15 protein-coding genes are annotated in these 18,958 nt (G+C 65.9%); 11 read left to right on the plus strand and 4 right to left on the minus strand.

Annotation, left to right across the window (positions count from 1 at the left end):
- Positions 1-138: 138 nt before the first annotated feature.
- The 8 genes from JANGC3_RS0124665 to yacG all read left to right on the plus strand — a co-directional run bounded on the left by JANGC3_RS0124665 (position 139) and on the right by yacG (position 9,237).
- On the plus strand, positions 139-1,551 hold the full coding sequence (locus JANGC3_RS0124665; RefSeq protein WP_017879167.1) for an MFS transporter: 1,413 nt from the start codon (positions 139-141) through the stop codon (positions 1,549-1,551).
- Between the two features lie 239 nt (positions 1,552-1,790).
- Positions 1,791-3,080 carry an HlyC/CorC family transporter gene (locus tag JANGC3_RS0124670; protein WP_017879168.1) on the plus strand — a complete coding sequence of 430 codons (1,290 nt, stop codon included), beginning with the start codon at positions 1,791-1,793 and terminating at the stop codon, positions 3,078-3,080.
- 164 nt (positions 3,081-3,244) lie between these two features.
- Complete coding sequence (pilB, locus tag JANGC3_RS0124675; protein WP_035789052.1) at positions 3,245-4,966, plus strand: type IV-A pilus assembly ATPase PilB; 1,722 nt, start codon at positions 3,245-3,247, stop codon at positions 4,964-4,966.
- A 10-nt stretch (positions 4,967-4,976) separates the two neighbouring features.
- The gene (locus JANGC3_RS0124680; RefSeq protein WP_026133473.1) at positions 4,977-6,203 is read left to right on the plus strand and encodes a type II secretion system F family protein; all 1,227 of its coding nucleotides are present in this window, start codon (positions 4,977-4,979) and stop codon (positions 6,201-6,203) included.
- A 451-nt stretch (positions 6,204-6,654) separates the two neighbouring features.
- Complete coding sequence (locus tag JANGC3_RS0124690) at positions 6,655-7,524, plus strand: prepilin peptidase (RefSeq protein ID WP_017879172.1); 870 nt, start codon at positions 6,655-6,657, stop codon at positions 7,522-7,524.
- Between the two features lie 45 nt (positions 7,525-7,569).
- Entirely contained in the window at positions 7,570-8,220 is a 651-nt protein-coding gene (gene coaE, locus JANGC3_RS0124695) for a dephospho-CoA kinase (RefSeq protein ID WP_017879173.1), read from the plus strand.
- A 64-nt stretch (positions 8,221-8,284) separates the two neighbouring features.
- Positions 8,285-9,040: a cell division protein ZapD gene (zapD, locus tag JANGC3_RS30075; RefSeq protein ID WP_017879174.1), complete on the plus strand. Its 756-nt coding sequence runs from the start codon at positions 8,285-8,287 to the stop codon at positions 9,038-9,040.
- 14 nt (positions 9,041-9,054) lie between these two features.
- Positions 9,055-9,237 (plus strand): DNA gyrase inhibitor YacG, encoded by a 183-nt coding sequence (gene yacG / locus JANGC3_RS0124710; RefSeq protein ID WP_026133475.1) that lies wholly within the window; start codon positions 9,055-9,057, stop codon positions 9,235-9,237.
- Positions 9,238-9,353: 116 nt separating this feature from the next.
- Here the strand turns inward: yacG and JANGC3_RS0124715 are convergent, their stop codons facing one another.
- The 3 genes from JANGC3_RS0124715 to argJ are packed head-to-tail and all read right to left on the minus strand — an operon-like array spanning position 9,354 to position 11,879.
- The gene (locus JANGC3_RS0124715) at positions 9,354-9,767 is read right to left on the minus strand and encodes an NUDIX domain-containing protein (protein ID WP_017879176.1); all 414 of its coding nucleotides are present in this window, start codon (positions 9,765-9,767) and stop codon (positions 9,354-9,356) included.
- On the minus strand, positions 9,754-10,644 hold the full coding sequence (locus tag JANGC3_RS0124720; RefSeq protein WP_017879177.1) for an ATP-binding protein: 891 nt from the start codon (positions 10,642-10,644) through the stop codon (positions 9,754-9,756). Before JANGC3_RS0124720 ends, JANGC3_RS0124715 begins: the two co-directional genes overlap by 14 nt.
- Positions 10,641-11,879 carry a bifunctional glutamate N-acetyltransferase/amino-acid acetyltransferase ArgJ gene (gene argJ / locus JANGC3_RS0124725; protein ID WP_017879178.1) on the minus strand — a complete coding sequence of 413 codons (1,239 nt, stop codon included), beginning with the start codon at positions 11,877-11,879 and terminating at the stop codon, positions 10,641-10,643. The genes JANGC3_RS0124720 and argJ overlap by 4 nt, the downstream gene beginning before the upstream one ends.
- A 269-nt stretch (positions 11,880-12,148) precedes the next feature.
- On the opposite strand from argJ, the gene JANGC3_RS0124730 reads away from it, so the two are divergent.
- From JANGC3_RS0124730 to JANGC3_RS0124740, 3 genes are all read left to right on the plus strand, one after another.
- Complete coding sequence (locus JANGC3_RS0124730; protein WP_017879179.1) at positions 12,149-13,369, plus strand: porin; 1,221 nt, start codon at positions 12,149-12,151, stop codon at positions 13,367-13,369.
- Between the two features lie 9 nt (positions 13,370-13,378).
- Entirely contained in the window at positions 13,379-13,792 is a 414-nt protein-coding gene (locus JANGC3_RS0124735) for a hypothetical protein (protein ID WP_017879180.1), read from the plus strand.
- A gap of 95 nt (positions 13,793-13,887) precedes the next feature.
- A complete protein-coding gene (locus JANGC3_RS0124740; protein ID WP_017879181.1) occupies positions 13,888-15,909 on the plus strand; it encodes an ATP-binding protein in 2,022 nt (673 codons plus the stop codon).
- A gap of 179 nt (positions 15,910-16,088) precedes the next feature.
- Here JANGC3_RS0124740 and secA read toward each other — a convergent pair whose 3' ends face one another.
- Positions 16,089-18,836 carry a preprotein translocase subunit SecA gene (secA, locus tag JANGC3_RS0124745; protein WP_017879182.1) on the minus strand — a complete coding sequence of 916 codons (2,748 nt, stop codon included), beginning with the start codon at positions 18,834-18,836 and terminating at the stop codon, positions 16,089-16,091.
- Between the last annotated feature and the right edge of the window lie 122 nt (positions 18,837-18,958).

Here is an 18,958-nt window from a genome sequence, read left to right on the forward strand (position 1 = left end):
ATGACCGCGGCATGACCTGCGCCAAGCGCGCGCTAAAAAGAGCAAGGGCAAGGCGAGCGGCGAGGCCGGCGGCGGCGTCCGGGAAACTATGTGACAATCGGGCGCTACCGCACCCCCAACCCGCAGGCAACGCCACAGATGAGCAGTTCCGCCACAAAACGCTACCTGCCCTGGGTGGTCGCCACCGCCCTGTTCATGGAACAGCTCGATTCGACCATCGTCAACACCGCCATCCCCAGCATGGCCGCCAGCCTGAACGTCACGCCGCTGAGCCTGAAGGCGGTGGTCAGCAGTTACATCCTCAGCCTGGCCGTGTGCATACCGATCAGCGGCTGGATGGCCGACCGCTTCGGCGCCCGCCGCGTGTTCTCGAGCGCGGTGGCGATCTTCACGCTGGCCTCGATCCTGTGCGGCCTGTCGGTCAACGCGCCGATGCTGGTGGCCGCGCGCGTGTTGCAGGGCGTGGGCGCGGCGATGATGATGCCGGTCGGGCGCATCTGCATCATCCGCACGTTCCCCAAGTCCGAGTTGCTGGCGGCGATGAACTTCGTCATCATCCCGGCGCTGATCGGGCCGCTGCTCGGCCCCACCGTCGGCGGCCTGATCGTGCACTGGCTGACGTGGCGCGACATTTTCTTCGTCAACGTGCCGGTCGGCCTGGCGGCGCTGCTACTGGCGCAGCGCTACATGCCCGACTACCAGGCCGAACAGCCGCGCCCGCCCGACCTGGTCGGCCTGGCGCTGTTCGGCGGCGGCGCCGCCCTGCTCTCGTGGCTGCTGGAAGTGTTCGGCGAACACCAGTTGGGGCCGGCGCCGGCGGCGGCGCTGCTGCTGCTGGCCGTCGCCATGCTGGCGGCCTACGTCTGGCACGCCGGGCGGGTGGCGCACCCGCTATTGCGCCTGGGCCTGCTACGCATCCGCACCTTCCGCGTCTCGGTGGCGGGCGGCTTCGTCACCCGCCTCGGCGTCGGCGGCCTGCCCTTCCTGCTGCCGCTGCTGTACCAGCTCGGCCTGGGCTTGCCGGCCTGGCAATCCGGGCTGATGATGATGCCGTCGGCGGCCGCCGCGATGGGCATGAAATTCATTTCGGCGCGGGTGCTGGCGCGCCGCGGCTACCGCCGCGTGCTGATCGTCAACACCATCCTGATCGGCGCCACCATCGCCATGTACTCGCAAGTGGGGCCGGGCACGCCGCTGGCGGCCATCGTCGCGCTCAGCCTGTGCCTGGGCTTCTTCAACTCGCTGCAATTTTCCAGCATGAACAGCCTGGCCTACGCCGACGTCGACGGCGCCGACTCCAGCATGGCCAGCACCATGGCCAGCTCGATGCAACAACTATCGATGAGCTTTGGGCTGGCGTGCGGCTCCCTGATCACCGGCTGGTTCCTCGGCGGCCTGGCGCAAAGCGAACGCCTGGCGCTGACCGGCGCGCTGCACCACGCCTTCCTGACGTTGGCGGCGCTGACCATCGCCTCATCGGTCACCTATTGGCGCCTGCGTCCGGAAGACGGCGAAAGCATCAGCAAAGGCGCCGGCGCCGGGAAAACCTAGCCCCGAGGCATACCCGCGAGCTACCCGGCCGGCGCCGCGGTATCGGGTGGCGGCGCAAAGCAAGGGCGCGAAGCGGCCGCGCGGGCGCGCGCGCGGCAGGTGTCAAACTTGCATGGAAACTGCGCTTGCCTTAGAATCGCTAGCTCTTGGACCGCGCGCAGCGCGGCCAAACCGCTCTGGGCCGGCGCAAGCTATGCCGCCGACCAGTTTCCCCACGCAAGTTTCTTTACGGTGACCCCTTGGATACCGTGCCGTTTTGGGCGCAATTGTTTGCGCTCGGCTTCCTGATATTGTGCTCGGCCTTTTTCGCCATGGCCGAGACCGCGCTGATGTCGGCCAACCGCCACCGCCTGCGCCACTTGTCCAAGCGCGGCAGCCGCCGCGCCGCCACCACGCTGTGGCTGCTCGAACGCGCCGACACCTTGTTGTCGGTGGTGCTCATCGCCAACACGCTGGTCAACGCGCTGGCCACCGCGCTGGTCACGGCGATCGCCATCGCTACCTTCGGCTACGACGAGAACGTGATCCTGGTCGCCGCCGGCGTCGTGGCCTTCCTGCTGATCGTCTTCGCCGAGATCGCGCCGAAGGTGATCGGCGCCACCTATCCGGAAAAAATCGCGCTGTTGGCCAGCGGCGTGCTCAAGCCGCTGATGGCGGCCGCCAAACCGGTCAGCTGGTTCGTCAACCTGTTCGTGTCGCTGCTGCTCAAGCTGTTGCGCATCCGCCGCGGCGGCAACCTGCACGATTCCCGCCTGTCGCCGGAGGAATTGCGCTCGATGGTGCTCGAGGGCGGCAACTTCATCCCGCAAAAGCACAAGAGCATCCTGCTCAACCTGTTCGACCTGGAAACCATCTCGGTCGAGGACATCATGACGCCGCGCTCGCAAATCGAGGCGCTGAACCTGGCCGCGCCGGTCGACGAGATCCGCCACCAGCTGACCACCTGCTACCACAACAAGCTGCCGGTGTACGAGGGCGAGATCAACCGCGTCGTCGGCATTTTGCACGTGCGCAAGGCGATGGCGCTGCTGGGCCAGGACGTGGCGTTGACGGCCGCCGATTTCCGCGCCCTGCTCAGCGAGCCTTACTTCATTCCGCAGGACACCGGGGTGTTCACCCAGTTGCAATATTTCCAGGAAAACCACGAGCGCCTCGGCATCATCGTCGACGAGTACGGCGAGCTGCAGGGCCTGGTCACGCTCGACGACATCATCGAGGAAATGATCGGCGAATTCACCACCTCAATGCCGGGCGCGGCCCGCGCCGACGCGTTCGGCTGGGACGCGCAGGGCGAGTGCCTGCTCGACGGCGCCACCGCTTTGCGCGACATCAACAAGCGCCTGGACCTCGATTTTCCGCTGGACGGGCCGAAAACCGTCAACGGCATGCTGCTCGAATTGCTGCAGGACATACCGGAGGCGCCCATCAGCGTCAAGATCGGCGCCTGCGTCATCGAGGTGATCCAGACCCAGAACCAGTCCATCAAGGTGGTCAAGCTGACGCGCCCGGCGCCGGCCGGGACGGACTAGCCGGTCCGCTTGCCGATTCGGCAATTGCGTTGTTCCGCCGCGTCCCCGGCGCGACAATCGCTTTACAAACATGATGCTGCGGGGCATGATCGATGGATCTGGGGGCCTTGCGCGTTCTGCGCCGGCGCGCCTTTCCACAACGTGGTTTTCCTGACAGCGCTCCCATGGCAGCAGTCCTTCCCAACTCGACCGCCGCAACGTCCATGTCGGGGCTGGCGCGGGCGCTGCTGCAAGCGGGCCGCCTGAGCGCGCCGCAGGCGGAGGCGCTGCAAAGGAAGGCCAGCGCCGACAAACTCCCCTTCATCGACGCCCTGCTCGCCAGCGACGCCATCGACGCCGCCGCGCTGGCGTTGTTTTGCGCCGAAACCTTCGGCTATCCGCTGCTGGACCTGGGCAGCTACAACGTCGAGGCGCTGCCGCCGAAGGTCATCGACGGCAAGCTGATGCAAAGCCAGCGCGTGATCGCCCTGTCGCGCCGCGGCAACAAGATGTCGGTGGCGATGTCCGACCCGACCAACAGCCAGGCGCTGGACCAGATCAAGTTCCAGACCGAGTCCTCGGTCGAACCGGTGATCGTCCAGCACGACGTGCTGCTGCAGTTTCTCGCCGGGCTCAACAAGAGCGCCGAGCAAAGCATCCACGAGATGATCGGCGACGAACAGGAAATCCAGTTCGCCGAGGAGGCCACGGCCGCGCCGGAGCCGGGCGCCAACGAGATCGAAGACGCGCCGATCGTCAAGTTCCTCAACAAGATCCTGATGGACGCGGTCAACCTGGGCGCCTCCGACATCCACTTCGAGCCGTTCGAGAAGTTCTACCGCATCCGCCTGCGGGTCGACGGCGTGCTGCGCGAGCACGCCCAGCCGCCGGTGTCGATCAAGGAAAAGCTGGTCTCGCGCATCAAGGTGCTGTCCAAGCTCGACATCTCGGAAAAGCGCGTGCCGCAGGACGGGCGCATGCGCCTGATCCTGTCGGCCACGAAGACCATCGATTTCCGCGTCAGCACGCTGCCGACGCTGTTCGGCGAGAAAACCGTGATGCGCATCCTCGACGCCACCCAGGCGCAGATGGGCATCGACGCGCTCGGCTACGACCCGGACCAGAAGGCCACGCTGCTCGAGGCCATCAGCCGGCCCTACGGCATGGTGCTGGTGACCGGGCCGACCGGCTCGGGCAAGACGGTGTCGCTGTACACCTGCCTGAACGTCATCAACCAGCCCGGCATCAACATCTCGACGGCCGAGGACCCGGCCGAAATCAACCTGCCGGGCGTCAACCAGGTCAACGTCAACGACCGCGCCGGCCTGACCTTCCCGGTGGCGCTCAAGTCCTTCCTGCGCCAGGACCCGGACGTGATCATGGTCGGCGAGATCCGCGACCTGGAAACGGCCGACATCGCCATCAAGGCGGCGCAGACCGGCCACATGGTGTTTTCCACGCTGCACACCAACGACGCGCCGTCGACGCTGACGCGGCTGATGAACATGGGCGTGGCGCCGTTCAACATCGCCTCCTCGGTGATCCTGATCACCGCGCAGCGCCTGACCCGGCGCCTGTGCACCTGCAAGCAGCCGGTCGCCATCCTCGACACCATCCTGCTCAAGGCCGGCTTCCTGGCCGACGAGCTCGACGGCAGCTGGAAACCCTACGGCCCGGTCGGCTGCGAGCGCTGCAACGGCGGCGGCTACAAGGGCCGGGTCGGCATCTACCAGATCATGCCGATCACCGAGGCGATCGAGAAAATCATCCTGAACCATGGCAACTCGCTGGAAATCGCCCGCCAGTCGGAGTCCGAGGGCGTCAAGTCCCTGCGCCGCTCCGGCCTGATGAAGGTGCGCCAGGGCCTGACCAGCCTCGAGGAAGTATTAGGCTGTACCAACGAATAGGACGCACATCATGGCCACATCAAGCAGCGCGGCGGGGATGCAGGTGAAGGAATCGATCTACGCCTGGGAGGGCAAGGACAAGTCCGGCAAGACCGTGCGCGGCGAGCTGCGCGCCGGCGGCGAAGCCGTGGTCAACGTGACGTTGCGGCGCCAGGGCATCATGGTCACCAAGGTCAAGAAGAAGGCCTACCGCAGCGGCAAGAAGATCACCGACAAGGACATTTCGCTGTTCACGCGCCAGTTGGCGACGATGATGAAGGCCGGCGTGCCGCTGTTGCAGTCGTTCGACATCGTCGGCAAGGGCCACGCCAACCCGTCGGTGTCGAAGCTGGTGATGGACCTGCGCGCCGACATCGAGACCGGTACCAGCCTGAACCAGGCGTTCCGCAAATACCCGCTGTACTTCGACCCGCTGTTTTGCAACCTGGTCGGCGCCGGCGAACAGGCCGGCATCCTGGAGGACCTGCTGACCCGGCTGGCGATCTACAAGGAAAAGACCATCGCCATCAAGGGCAAGATCAAGTCGGCGCTGACGTACCCGATTTCGATCATGGCGATCGCCTTCATCGTCACCGCCGTCATCATGATCTGGGTGGTGCCGGCCTTCAAGGAGGTGTTCCAGAGCTTCGGCGCCGACCTGCCGGCGCCGACCCTGTTCGTAATGGCGGTGTCGGAGTTTTTCGTGCAGTGGTGGTATCTGATCTTCGGCGGCATCTTCGCCACGATCTACTTCTTCTTCCAGTCCTGGCGGCGCTCGCTGAAAATGCAGCGCTTCATGGACGTGCTGATCCTCAAGGCGCCGATCTTCGGCGAGGTGATCCGCAAGGCCACCATCGCCCGCTGGACCCGCACGCTGGCCACCATGTTCGCCGCCGGCGTGCCGCTGGTCGAATCGCTCGACTCGGTCGGCGGCGCCGCCGGCAACGCCGTCTACCTGGACGCCACCCGGCGCATCCAGAACGAGGTCAGCACCGGCACCAGCCTGACGGTGGCGATGCAGAACGCCGACGTCTTCCCCAACATGGTGACGCAGATGGTGGCCATCGGCGAGGAGTCCGGCTCGCTCGACGCGATGCTCGGCAAGGTCGCCGACTTCTACGAGGAGGAGGTCGACGAGGCCGTCGCCGCGCTGTCGTCGCTGATGGAACCCTTGATCATGGTCATCCTGGGCGTGCTGATCGGCGGCCTGGTGATCGCCATGTACCTGCCGATCTTCAAGCTCGGCTCGGTGGTCTAGCGCGGCGGCGCAGCTGGCCCGGGCGGCGCGGCGATCCGCACGACGAAACGGCAGCCGCGTCCGCCCGGACCCGGCGCCCGCCAACTCCCGTCGGGCGTCAGTTACACGGTGATGATGAATAAACTCGACGACGGCAATCCATCGGGCAACGCGTCGTATCAGCTGCGGATACTGCGGCGGATCGAGGCGGCGCTCAAGGACGAGCGCTTGTAGCGAATGGCGTTGGCGTGTCGTAGGTCGGATGAGCGAAGCGTAATCCGACCATGTTGGCCGAAGCGAGACGCGCTGCTCCGGGTCAACGTTGTCGGGTTACGCCCTGGCGGGCTAACCCGACCCACGAGAATCTTTCACTGAGCGGCATTGCCACCCGCCCCATTCATGCGGTCTAATACGGGCGTACAGCAACAAAAAGCGCGCCCACCGACCAATCCGACCCGCCGGGAAAAATACGATGCCTGAAGAAACGCTGTTGTTTGCCGCCCCCGCGAACCTGGTCGTGAGCCTGGTGGCGGCCCTGTTCGGCCTGCTGATCGGCAGCTTCCTGAACGTCGTGATCTACCGCGTGCCGAAGATGATGCAGCGCGAGTCGGACAACTATGTCGCCTCGGAAAGCGGCAAGGAAGAGCCCCACACCGACCAGTTCAACCTGATGCTGCCGCGCTCGTGCTGCCCGCACTGCGGCCACCAGATCACGGCACTGGAAAACATCCCGGTCGCCAGCTACCTGGCGCTGGGCGGCAAGTGCAGCGCGTGCAAGGCGCCGATCTCGGCGCGCTACCCGGCGGTCGAGGCGCTCACCGGCGCGCTGTTTTTCGCGCTGGTCTGGCATTTCGGCAGCGGCTGGGCCGGCCTGGCGGCGCTGTTTTTCGGCTGCTCGCTGGTCGCCATGACCTTCATCGACGCCGACACCCAATTGCTGCCCGACGACCTGACCTACCCGCTGCTGTGGGCCGGCCTGATGGTCAACCTGAACGGCACCTTCGTGCCGCTGCACGACGCCGTGGTCGGCGCCGCCGCCGGCTATCTGGTCTTGTGGAGCATTTACTGGGCCTTCAAGCTGGCGACAGGCAAGGAGGGAATGGGGTATGGTGACTTCAAGTTGCTGGCGGCGCTGGGCGCGTGGCTGGGCTGGACCATGCTGCCGACGATTATTTTGCTGTCCTCGGTGGTCGGCGCGCTGGTCGGCATCGGCCTGATCGTCTTCACCAAGCGCGGCCGCGACAAGCCGATTCCGTTCGGCCCGTATCTGGCGGCGGCCGGCTTGATCGCGCTGCTGTACGGCGCGCCCATTTCGCGCTTCACGCTCGGCCTGCTGGGCTGAGCCTTCCGAACCAGCACTAGCACCAGCACCAGTACCAGGATATCGATGGAACAAGTCCAACACGCAGCCTACTTCAGCGTCGGCCTGACCGGCGGCATCGGCTGCGGCAAGAGCACGGTCGCCGACCTGTTCGCCGTCCGCGGCGCCAGCATCGTCGACACCGACCTGATTGCCCATAGCCTGACCGGTGCCGGCGGCGCCGCCATGCCGGCCCTGTTGGCCGAGTTCGGCGCCGCCTTCGCCGACGCCGACGGCGCGCTTGAGCGCGCCAAGATGCGCACGCTGGTGTTCGGCGACGCGCGCGCCAAAGTCCGCCTGGAAGCCATCTTGCACCCGCGCATACGCGCCGCGACCATGGCCGCGGCGGCCGTCGCCGGCGGCAGTTACGTGATTTTCGCGGTGCCGCTGCTGGTCGAATCGGGCGGCTGGCGCGAGCGGGTCGAGCGCGTGCTGGCGATCGACTGCCCTGAAAGCCTGCAAATTGCACGGGTGATCGCGCGCAACGGCTTGCAGCCCGAGCAAGTGCAAGCCATCATGGCGACCCAGGCGACGCGGGCGCAGCGGCTGGCGGCGGCCGACGACGTCATCGTCAACGACGGCGCTGTAGAGCGCCTGGCGCCGCAAGTGGAGCGCCTGCACCGGCTATACTTGGCTTTTGCGGAAAGAATGCCAACAATACCATCACAACGTTTGTAATTTGTCGACTCTTGGTTCAGAATCACGGGATTCTTTGCGGTTCCATATTTAAAGGGATGTTATTTTGATTGTCTACGAATACCCTTTCAACGAACGCATACGTACTTTGTTGCGGCTGGAAGACCTGTACGACAAATTCAAGTTCTTTGTCCACCAAGAACATCCAATGCAACACCACGTCGCCCTCGCCACCATCTTCGACATGCTCGAGGTGGCCGGCCGCGCCGATTTGAAGTCCGATTTGCTGCAAGAGCTGGAACGCCAGCGCCAAAGCCTGCTGGGCTACCGCTCCAACCCGAACGTCGCCGCCGACACGCTGGACGCCATCCTGGCCGAACTCGACGCGGTCAGCAGCGCGCTGGTGGCGTCGCAGGGCAAGACCGGGCAAAACATCCGCGACAACGAATGGCTGATGAGCATACGCGGGCGCACCATCATCCCGGGCGGCGCCTGCGAGTTTGACCTGCCGTCGTATTTCGCCTGGCAAAAGCGCAGCGCCCAACACCGCTTCGCCGATATTTGCGGCTGGTTTGCGCCGCTGGCGCCGCTGTTCGACGCGCTGTCGCTGGTGCTGCGCCTGCTGCGCGACTCCGGCCGCCCGGTCAAGATGATCGCCGGCGCCGGTAGCTACCAGCAGATGTTGCAAGGCAAGGTGTACCAGATGCTGCGCCTGAGCCTGGACGAAACCACCGGCGCGATCCCGGAGATTTCGGCCAATAAATACATGCTGTGGGTGCGTTTCACCACCCAGGGCGGCGACTTGAAGCCGAAGCCGCTGGAAGACGACGTCCCTTTCGAGCTTACGCTCTGTAATTTTTAAATTTGTTGAACACCATGACCGTTGTTAACTGCCCTACCTGTTCCGCCAAAGTCGAGTGGACTGAAAAAAACACCTTCCGCCCGTTTTGCTCGGAGCGCTGCAAACAGATCGACCTGGGCGCCTGGGCCGAGGAAAAGTACAGCATCCCCGCGGTGAAATCGCCCGACGATGTGCTGGACGATGACAGCGCCACCTGATGTTCGTTGAAAGAATCAACACCGAGGGCGCAACCCCGGAGCCAGACCTCCAGGTCTGACCTTCCCGCCTTGGCGCCAGCACTTTGCCAGGGGTTTTAAACGCCCCGGCGGCACCTTTACCGCGCTTCGCGCCGCACCACGTCCAGCCATTCCAGCAGCGGAATGGTGGCCGGCAGCAGCGGCGCGACGCCGACTTCGCCCTGCCACGCGAACGCCTGTCCCTCCAGGCTTTGCGGCTCGCCGCGCCACTCGCGGCTGATGTAGAAGTGCAGCCGCACGTGCGCGTGCGGGTAGACGTATTCGACGCCGCACCACGGCTCGGCGCTGACGATGTGCAGGCCCAGCTCTTCGACGAATTCGCGCTTCAGCGCGTCGAGGATCGCCTCGCCCGCCTCCACTTTGCCGCCCGGGAATTCCCAGTAGCCGTCGTAGGGTTTGCCGGCCGGCCGCTGGCCCAGCAGCACGTCGCCGTTCGGCTTCATCAAAATGCCGACGGCGACGTCGACCGGCGCCGCCTTAAGCTGGCTCATCGGCTGGCCCGTCCGGCATTTTGCCGGCGTGGTCCTTGGCGAACTGCCAAGCCACGCGGCCCGAGCGCGAGCCGCGCATCAGCGCCCAGCGCAAGGCGTCGCCGCGCGCCGCGGCGATCTGCGCGGCGTCGCAGCCGAACGTGCCCAGCCAGTGCGCCACGATGTCGAGGTAGTCGTCCTGCTTGAACGGGTAGAACGACAGCCACAGGCCGAAGCGCTCCGACAGCGAGATTTTCTCCTCCACCGTCTCGCCCGGATGCAGGTCGCCGTCCTCGGTCTGGCGGTAACTGCTGTTGTCGGACATGCGCTCCGGCAGCAGGTGGCGCCGGTTCGAGGTGGCGTAAATGAGCACGTTGTCCGACTGCGCCGAGATGCTGCCGTCGAGCGCCACCTTGAGCGCCTTGTAGCCGCTCTCGCCCTCCTCGAACGAGAGGTCGTCGCAGAAGACGATGAAGCGCTCGGCGCGCCCGGCGACCAGGTCGACGATGTCGGGCAGTTCGGCCAGGTCGTCCTTGTCGACCTCGATCAGGCGCAGGCCGTCCTTGGCGAACTGGTTCAGGCAGGCCTTGATCAGCGACGACTTGCCGGTGCCGCGCGCGCCCGTCAACAGCACGTTGTTGGCCGGCCGGCCGCTGACGAACTGGCGCGTGTTCTGCTCGATCTGGCTCTTTTGCGTGCCAATGTTGTGCAGGTCCGACAGGCCGATCTGCGACACGTGCGCAACCGCCTGCAGGTAGCTGGCGCCGCCGGCGCGCTTGCGCCAGCGGTAGGCGTGGCCCAGGTTCCAGTCGGTGGCGCGCTGCGGCGGCGGCAGCGCCGCCTCGACGCGCTGCATCAGCGCCTCGGCGCGGCGCAGGAATTGGTCGAGTGGTGTCATGAGCGGTAATCGGCGTTGATGCTGACGTAGTCGTGCGACAGGTCGCAGGTCCACAGCGTGGCGGTGGCGTCGCCGCGGGCCAGGTTGACGCGGATGGTGATCTCGCTTTGCTGCATCACCCGCTGGCCGTCCTGCTCCTGGTAGTCGGGATTGCGGCCGCCGTTCTTGGCGACCCAGACGTCGTCGAGGTACAGGTTCAGCGTGTCGACGTCGAGGTCGTCCACGCCGGCGTAGCCGATCGCCGCCAGGATGCGCCCCAGGTTCGGGTCGGAGGCGAAGAAGGCGGTTTTCACCAGCGGCGAATGGGCGATCGAGTAGGCGATCTTGCGGCATTCCCCGGCGTCGCGGCCGGCTTCCACGGTGACCGTCATGAACTTGGTGGCGCCCTCGCCGTCGCGCACGATGGCCTGCGCCAGGAAGGTCGACAGCTCGGTCACGGCGGCCGCCAGCGCGGCGTACTGCGGCGTGTCCAGCGAATCGACCTTCAGCGTGCCGGCGCCGGTGGCCACGACGATGAAGGAATCGTTGGTCGAGGTGTCGCCGTCGATGGTGATGCAGTTGAACGACTTGTCGGCCGCCTGCTTGACCAGTTGGTCCAGCACCGGCTGGGCCACGGTGGCGTCGAACGCCAGGAAGCCGAGCATGGTCGCCATGTTCGGTTTGATCATGCCGGCGCCCTTGCTGATGCCGGTCAGCGTGACCGTGTGGCCGTCGATGACGACGCTGCGCGAGGCCGCCTTGGGCTGGGTGTCGGTGGTCATGATGGCCTCGGCGGCGCTGAACCAGTTGTCGTTGCTCAGCGCGCCGACGGCCCGCGGCAGGCCGGCGACCAGGCGCTGCAGCGGCAGCGGTTCAAGGATCACGCCGGTCGAAAACGGCAGGATCTGGCCGGGCGCGCAGCCCAGCAGGTCGGCCAGCGCGGCGCAACTGGCGTGGGCGTCGGCCAGCCCGGACGGACCGGTGCCGGCGTTGGCGTTGCCGGTGTTGACCAGCAGCGCGCGGATCGGCGCGGCGCCGGCGGCCACGGCCGCCAGGTTGGCCTTGCACACCTGCACCGGCGCGGCGCAGAAGCGGTTCAGCGTGAACACGCCCGACACCGACGCCGTCGGCGCCAGCGCCAACACCAGCACATCCTTGCGGTTCGGTTTCTTGATACCGGCTTCAGCAACGCCGATGTCGATGCCGGCGACGGCTTTCAAGTCTGCGGCGACGGGCTTGGGGGAATTGACGGCCATATGAGTTTTTCTGGTAGGGAAATGGGAGCCGCTATTGTAATGCCTCCGGGCGCGGCGCAGCGCCGGCGGCTGGAATCGCGCGCGGGATCGACGCGGCGGCGGCGCCGCGCCGGCGATGGCAATCGAGTCAAAAAAACAACAGATCGGCTTCATATCGCTGAAATGGCATATTTCCTTCCCCCTCCATAGCAAATCGCGTTATGTTACGGAACTATCAATTGCGGAGTGACAACTTACGCATATGAAAGACAACACATGACGAGAGCACGATGAATCCACGAATCCTGGCGCTGCTGCTGGCTGGCTTGCCCGTCGCGCCCGCCTGCGCCGACGGCTTGCCGGCCGACGGCAAGTTGAGCCTGAGCGGCTTCGCCACCTTCGGCATGGCGCGCACCAACAGCGACGAGGCCCAATTCGTCCGCTACAACCAGGCCGAGGGCGTCGATTCGGGCGTTAACAGCGGCACCGACAGCAACCTGGGCTTGCAGGCGAGCTACAAGTTCACGCCGGAGCTGTCGGCCACGGCGCAGGTGCTCACGCGCCAATACACCAGCACCCATTACGCCCCCGAACTGAGTTGGGCCTTTCTAAAGTACCAGCTGCGCGACGAGCTGAGCCTGCGCGCGGGCCGGGTGGTGGTGCCCAGCTTCATGATGTCCGACTACCAGAACGTCGGCTACGCCAACACGATGATGCGCCCGCCGTTGGAGATGTACGGCCTGGCGGCGATTGAGCACATCGACGGCGCCGACCTGACGTACCAGCGCTCCTTCGGCGCCAGCACCGTGACGGCCCAGCTGGCCGCCGGCGTCAGCCACGGCAAGCTGTTCGTCGCCGGCGGCGGCGGTTCCATCGCCACCATCCGCGCGCCGCTCTACGCGCTCAACCTGGCGTTGGAAAACGGCCCGTTCACGCTGCGCCTGAGCCGCCTGACGACGGAGCTGGAAAGCCGCGACTTCCGCATGCTCAACACCCTGACGGCGCGCCTGCGGCAGGCCGGCTTCGCGGCGCTGGCGCGCGAGCTGACGCTGGTGGGCGGCAAGAAGATCAGCTTCAGTTCGGTCGGCGCGACCATGGACTGGCAGCAGTTGCTGTTGCAGGGCGAATACGGCCGGCGCCAGGCCAACGAGCCGGTCTACATTCCCGACAACGACGCCTACTATGTGATGGCCGGCTACCGGGTCGGCGCGCTGCTGCCCTACTACGCCCACGCGGCGGTGTGGCAGAAGGGCCGCTCGGTGACGCTGCCGGCCAACTTCCCCGCCGGCGGGGCGCTGGCGCGGCGCGTCGACTTCGGCTACCTGACGGCGGCCGAGCAACACTCTGACCTGCTCGGCCTGCGCTGGAATTTCGCCAAGGCGCGCGCGCTGAAGGTGCAGATCGACCGGCTCCGGCCGACGCGCAAATCCGGCGGCCTGATCAACGGCCCCGCGGACGGCCTGAAGCACCCTGTGGTGGTCGTGGCGTTCGCGCTCGACGCCGTGTTTTAAGGGGGCGCGATGAAAACACCGTCCGCCCTCGCGCTGTTGCTCGCGCTGTTGTTCAGCGCGCCGCTGGCGCCGGCGTGCGCCGCCACCGCCATCATCGTCAGCGCGCGCAACACCGCCACCCGCATCGTCAGCGACCAGGCCGCCCAGATCTTCCTTGGCAAATCAAACCAGCTGACGCCGATCGACCTGGCCGACAACTCGGCCACCCGCAGCGACTTCTACCAGAAAATCGCCGGCAAGGACCAGGACCAGGTGAAGGCGATCTGGTCGAAGATCGTCTTCACCGGGCGCGGCTTTCCGCCCAAGGAATACAATAGCCCGGCCGACGTTAAGAAAGCCGTCGCCGCCGACAGCGGCGCGATCGGCTACATCGACAAGGCCGCCGTCGACGATACCGTCAGGGTGGTCCTGATCGTGCATTGAGCCGCCGTGGCGGCGACGGCGACACAGCGCCTGCGGCCGCGGCCGAAGGCATCCGATTGGTACGCCGGCGTCGGCCGGACAGTGGGGAGAGCAGCGTGAACCTGTCGCTACGGGCGAAATTCCTGATACTCAGCGCGGTGGTGCAGGCGCTGGTGGTCGGCCTGCTGATCTGGAACAATATGCGCATCATGGACCAGGCCGTCAGCAACAACGCCGACCGCGTCGCCCACGAATACGCGGTCACGCTGAACCTGTCGCTGGGCGCCTATGCCAGCAAGGGCCGGCTGCCCGAACTGCGCTCCTACCTCAACGAAATGCTGGCCGATCCGGCCGACAGCTTCGTGCGCTACATCGTCGTACTCGACCGCGACGAGCTGCCCATCATCGTCGCCGGCAGCGTGCCGCCGAAGCTGCCGGCGCTGCTGCAACGGCCCGGCGTGCGCACCAACCAGGGCTTGAAAACGCTGCTGGTGGACGCCATGCTGCACGCGCGCGCGCCGCTGCTGTTGAAGGACAACCAGGTCGGCTCGCTGCACTTCGGCCTGTCGACCTCGGACCTGGCGCAGGCGCGCGACGAGGTGCTCAGCCAGGGCAGCGTGATCTCGATCGTCGGCTTCGGCATCGGCCTGCTGCTGTTCTACGCCTTCACGCGCGGCATCGGCCGGCGCCTGGACGGCTTGAACGCGCAGTCGCAGCGCCTGGTGCAGGGCGACTACGGCGCCCTGCTGCCCGAGCACGGCGGCGACGAGATCGAAGTGGTGTCGCGCTCGCTGAACACGATGAACCTGGCGCTGCGCGCCCGCATCGCCCAGCTCGAGCAGGCCGAGCGGCGCCTGTCGGAGTCGGAGGCGCGCTTCAAGATCCTGTTCGACGTGGCGCCGGTGCCGCTCAGCGTGACCGACCGCGACGGCACCATCATCGCCGCCAACCTGGCGCTGGAACGCACCTTCAACGCCGGCGCCGGCGCCATCGTCGGCAAGAACGCCACCGACATCTCGTTTTGGGAAGACGCCGCCGAACCGCGCCGGGTGATGGCGATCCAGGCCCGCGACGGCGCCGTCGACGGTGAAATCGCCCGGGTACGGCTGGCCGACGGCCGCGCCGGCAGTGTGGCGATCTGGACCTCGTCGCTGTCGCTGGACGGCGCCACCGCCATCATCTGGGCGCTGCTCGACCTGACCGAGGAACTCAACGCCAAGGGCGAACTGAAGGAACTCAACACCTCGCTGGAGAGCCGGGTGCGCGAGCGCTCGGCCGAGCTGGAGCGCGCCAACGGCGACCTCAGCGACGCCCTCGACACGCTGCAGCGCACCCAGCACGACCTGCTGGCGGCCGAGAAAATGGCCTCGCTCGGCTCGCTGGTGGCCGGCATCGCGCACGAACTCAACACGCCGATCGGCAACAGCCTGCTGGCCTCGACGACGCTGTCGGACCGGGTCGTCGAATTCGACCGGGTGATCGCCGGCGGCGCGCTGCGGCGCTCGGCGCTGGTGGCGCACCTGGACGAGGTCAAGCAGGCCGCCGGCCTGATCTCCGGCTCGCTGCAAAAGGCCGCCAACCTGATCTCCTCGTTCAAGCAGGTGGCGGTCGACCAGACCAACGACCAGCGCCGCAGCTTCGACCTGCTGCTGGTGCTGCAGGATACGCTGGCGACCTACCTGCCGCGCCTGCGCCGGGCCCACTGCGTGGCCCGCCTGGAGATTCCGCCGGGACTGACGATGGACTCGTACCCGGGCAGCCTGTACCAGGTGCTCAACAACCTGATCAACAACGCCCTGGTGCACGGCTTCGACCGGCGCGCCTCGGGCGCCATCACGATACAGGCCTGCGACATCGGCGACGGCCAGATCGCGCTGCAGTTCGGCGACGACGGCAACGGCATGAGCGACGAGGTGCTGCGCCACGTCTTCGACCCCTTCTTCACCACCAAGATGGGCCAGGGCGGCACCGGCCTGGGCATGAACATCGTCTACAACATCGTCACCGGCGTGCTGGGCGGGCGCATCAACGTCACCACCGCGCCGGACCGGGGCACGACGATCCGCATCGTCATGCCGCGCGCGGCGCCGCTGCGCGACGGCGGCAAGAAGAGCACGGCGGCGGCGCTGGCCGTGTAGGCGGCGCATCCAAAGACCAGGGGCGCAACCCTGGGGCCAGCCCTCCCCCGCGGCAAGGCGAGAAGGCCGGCCCCCGGCTCTTCGCCGCTGGTTTTTTCGGCGTCGCGGCGCGCGCATTGTTAACGCAAAAAAGGGCGGAGAATTCGCATTCTCCGCCCTTTTCCATTCAGCCTCGCGGCTTACGCCAGCTTGCCGTGGCAAGCCTTGTACTTCTTGCCGCTGCCGCAAGGACAAGGGTCGTTGCGGCCGACGCGCATGCCCTCGGCCACCTCGCCGGGCGCCGCGCTCGGCGCCAGCAAATCCTCCGGCGCCGCGTTCGGGTTGAAGTCGGCGTGCTCGTAGTGCAGGTTTTCCACGTGCGACTGTTGCATCGCCAACTCGGCCGCGTCGATTTCCTCGCGCGACTGGATGCGCACCGTCATGACCAGCTTGACCACTTCGTTCTTGATCATGTCGAGCATCTGGCCGAACAGTTCAAACGCTTCGCGCTTGTATTCCTGCTTCGGATTCTTCTGGGCGTAGCCGCGCAGGTGGATACCCTGGCGCAGATGGTCCAGCGCCGCCAGGTGTTCGCGCCAATGGCTGTCGACCGCCTGCAGCATAACGTTGCGTTCAAAGCCGCCGAACGATTCCTTGCCGACGATGTCGATTTTCGACTGGTAGACCGCGTCGGCCGCGCCGATGACGCGCTCGAGCAGGTCCTCGTCGGTCAGGTTGGTCTCGGCCGCCATCATCGCCTGCAGCGGCAGGTCGATTTGCCATTCGGCGGCCAGGGTCGCCTCCAGCGCCTTGATGTCCCACTGTTCCTCGACCGATTCTTCCGGCACGTTGACGCGCACCAGGTCGGTGAACACGCCGTGGCGCAGCGAGGCGATCAGCTCGGAAACGTCGGTCGTCTCCAGCAGCTCGTTGCGCTGCTGGTAGATCACCTTGCGCTGGTCGTTGGCGACGTCGTCGTATTCGAGCAGTTGCTTGCGGATGTCGAAGTTGCGCGCCTCGACCTTGCGCTGGGCCGATTCGATCGAGCGCGACACGATGCCCGCCTCGATCGGTTCGCCTTCCGGCATTTTCAGCCGGTCCATGATGGCGCGCACGCGGTCGCCGGCGAAGATGCGCAGCAGCGCGTCGTCGAGCGACAGGTAGAAGCGCGACGAACCCGGATCGCCCTGGCGGCCGGCGCGGCCGCGCAACTGGTTGTCGACGCGGCGCGATTCGTGGCGTTCGGTGCCGATGATGTGCAGGCCGCCGGCGTTGACGACGTGGTCGTGCAGCGACTGCCATTCGTCGTGCAGGGTCTGCGCCTGGGCCGCCTTGTCGGCGTCCGACAGCGCGGCGTTGGCGTCGATGACCTTGATCTGGTTTTCGACGTTGCCGCCCAAGACGATGTCGGTGCCGCGGCCGGCCATGTTGGTGGCGATGGTGATGGCTTTCGGACGGCCGGCCTGGGCGATGATTTCCGCCTCGCGCGCATGCTGTTTGGCGTTCAGCACGTTATGCGGCAGCTTGGCCTTGGTCAGGATGCCCGACAACAGCTCGGAATTCTCGATCGAGGTGGTACCGACCAGCACCGGCTGGCCGCGTTCGCAGCAGTCGGCGATATCCTTGAGCATCGCGCCATACTTTTCCTCGGCCGACTTGTAGACCTGGTCCTGGCGGTCCTTGCGCTGCAAGGGCCGGTTTTGCGGAATCACGACCGTTTCCAGGCCGTAGATTTCCTGGAACTCGTAGGCCTCGGTGTCGGCGGTGCCGGTCATGCCGGCCAGCTTGCCGTACATGCGGAAATAGTTCTGGAAGGTGATCGAGGCCAGCGTCTGGTTCTCGTTCTGGATTTTCACACCCTCCTTCGCCTCGACCGCCTGGTGCAGGCCGTCCGACCAGCGCCGGCCCGTCATCAGGCGGCCGGTGAATTCGTCGACGATCACCACTTCGTTGTTCTGCACCACGTAGTGCTGGTCCTTGAAGTACAGCGCGTGCGCGCGCAGCGCCGCGTACAGGTGGTGCACCAGCGTGATGTTGGCCGAGTCGTACAGCGAGGCGCCTTCCGGCAGCAGGCCCATCTGGGTAAGGATGCCCTCGGCCTTTTCATGGCCGGCTTCGGTCAGCAGCACCTGGTGCGCCTTCTCGTCCTTCGTGTAGTCGCCCGGCACCTCGATCTTGCCCTTGCCGTCCGGCGTTTCCTCGCCGACTTGCAGGGTCAGCATGCCCGGCAATTCGTTGATCTTGTGATACAGGTCGGTATGGTTTTCAGCCTGGCCCGAGATGATCAACGGCGTGCGCGCCTCGTCGATCAGGATCGAGTCGACTTCATCGACGATGCCGAAGTTGAGCGCGCGCTGGACCCGCTCGCGCGACTCGAACACCATGTTGTCGCGCAGGTAGTCGAAACCGAATTCGTTGTTGGTGCCGTAGGTGATGTCGGCGGCGTAGGCGCGCTGCTTGGTATCGTGCTCCATCTGCGACAGGTTGACGCCGGTCGACAGACCCAGCCAGCCGTACAGGCGGCCCATGGTGTCGGCGTCGCGCTGGGCCAGGTAATCGTTGACGGTGACGATGTGCACGCCCTTGTCCGACAGCGCGTTCAAGTAGGCGGCCAGGGTCGCCATCAGGGTTTTGCCCTCGCCGGTGCCCATTTCGGCGATCTTGCCGTAATGCAGCACCATGCCGCCGATCAGCTGCACGTCGAAGTGGCGCATGCGCAGCACGCGCCGGCTGGCTTCGCGGCACACGGCGAACGCCTCCACCAGCAGCGCGTCCAGCGTTTCGCCCTTGGCGATGCGCTCCTTGAAGGCGGGGGTTTTCGCTTGCAGCTCCGCATCCGACAGCTTTTCGATGGACGGCTCGAGCGCATTGATCTCGCGTACCGTTTTTTGGTATTGCTTGAGCAGCCGCTGGTTGCGGCTACCGAAAATCTGGGTCAGTAATGACATGCTTGAATTCTTGAAAAAACGCCGTTAAAAAAAGCTCTGTTGGTTACATCGCGTTACCGCACGGAGTTCGAATATGGCAAAAGACGGTGATTTTATCATGCGATGTGGCGAAGATTGGGTTA

Origin of the sequence: Janthinobacterium sp. CG3, assembly GCF_000344615.1 — a bacterium.
GTDB lineage: Bacteria > Pseudomonadota > Gammaproteobacteria > Burkholderiales > Burkholderiaceae_D > Janthinobacterium.